This window comes from Stenotrophomonas sp. AS012628, from assembly GCF_010608305.1.
GTDB classification, from domain to species: Bacteria; Pseudomonadota; Gammaproteobacteria; order Xanthomonadales; family Xanthomonadaceae; genus Stenotrophomonas; species Stenotrophomonas geniculata.
Map to the genome: position 1 here is coordinate 1 of NZ_VMBJ01000153.1, position 263 is coordinate 263.

At 60.5% G+C, this 263-nt stretch carries 1 protein-coding gene; it reads left to right on the forward strand.

Annotated elements, in window-relative coordinates; translation table 11 throughout:
• Positions 1–9 precede the first annotated feature (9 nt).
• The gene (locus tag G5A07_RS21380; protein ID WP_343160920.1) at positions 10–111 is read left to right on the forward strand and encodes an enoyl-CoA hydratase-related protein; all 102 of its coding nucleotides are present in this window, start codon (positions 10–12) and stop codon (positions 109–111) included.
• Positions 112–263: the final 152 nt, after the last annotated feature.

Genomic DNA, 263 nt, shown 5'->3' on the forward strand with positions numbered 1-263 from the left:
GGCGTCCATCTGGAGCGCCGCCTGTTCCATTCCACGTTTGCCACCGAAGATCAGAAAGAGGGCATGCGCGCCTTCATCGAGAAGCGTGCGCCCGCGTTCAAGCACCAATAAGGGCGGCATAGCGGGTGACTTCGGGAATACCTGAGTAATGGTCTCGGGTATCCCGCGCGCGCTTGCCAGGTGTTCGGCGGCCGCAATCCCAGGTGCAGCCTGGGTTGGCGGCTATTCTTCATGAAGTCGTCATCAACCCGTCACGACAAAGG